A 546-nucleotide genomic window follows, 5' to 3' on the forward strand; every position below is an offset into this window, starting at 1 on the left:
TGTTGGCACAACCTAAAGTGTATGTCCACCGCGACTTTATCGTCCGCAATCTGATGCTGGCAAAAGGCCGCCCGGGCGTGTTGGACTTCCAAGACGCGCTTTACGGCCCGATTTCCTATGATTTGGTATCGCTGCTGCGCGATGCATTTATCGAATGGGAAGAAGAATTTGTATTGGACTTGGTCATCCGTTACTGGGAAAAAGCACGCGCTGCCCAGTTGCCTGTGCCTGCCGAGTTTGACGAGTTCTACCGCTGGTTTGAATGGATGGGCGTACAACGCCATTTGAAAGTAGCCGGTATTTTTGCCCGTCTGTACTACCGTGACGGCAAAGACAAATACCGCCCTGAAATCCCGCGCTTCTTGAACTACTTGCGCCGCGTATCCCGCCGTTACAACGATTTGGCTCCGCTGTATGCATTGCTGGTCGAATTGGTCGGTGATGACGAATTGGAAACAGGCTATACCTTCTAAGCTTGGTTTTTTAAGATTTGATTCCATTTTTCAGACGGCCTGATCAACAAAAGGCCGTCTGAAACCTTTACAG

1 protein-coding gene is annotated in these 546 nt (G+C 50.0%); it reads left to right on the plus strand.

Features of this window, described 5'->3' with window-relative positions; all coding sequences use genetic code 11:
* A partial coding sequence (locus ACTHUM_RS18285; RefSeq protein WP_440403719.1) for an aminoglycoside phosphotransferase family protein occupies positions 1-473 on the plus strand: 473 nt, incomplete at its 5' end.
* Positions 474-546: the final 73 nt, after the last annotated feature.

It is taken from the genome of Neisseria sp. P0021.S006, assembly GCF_051956895.1.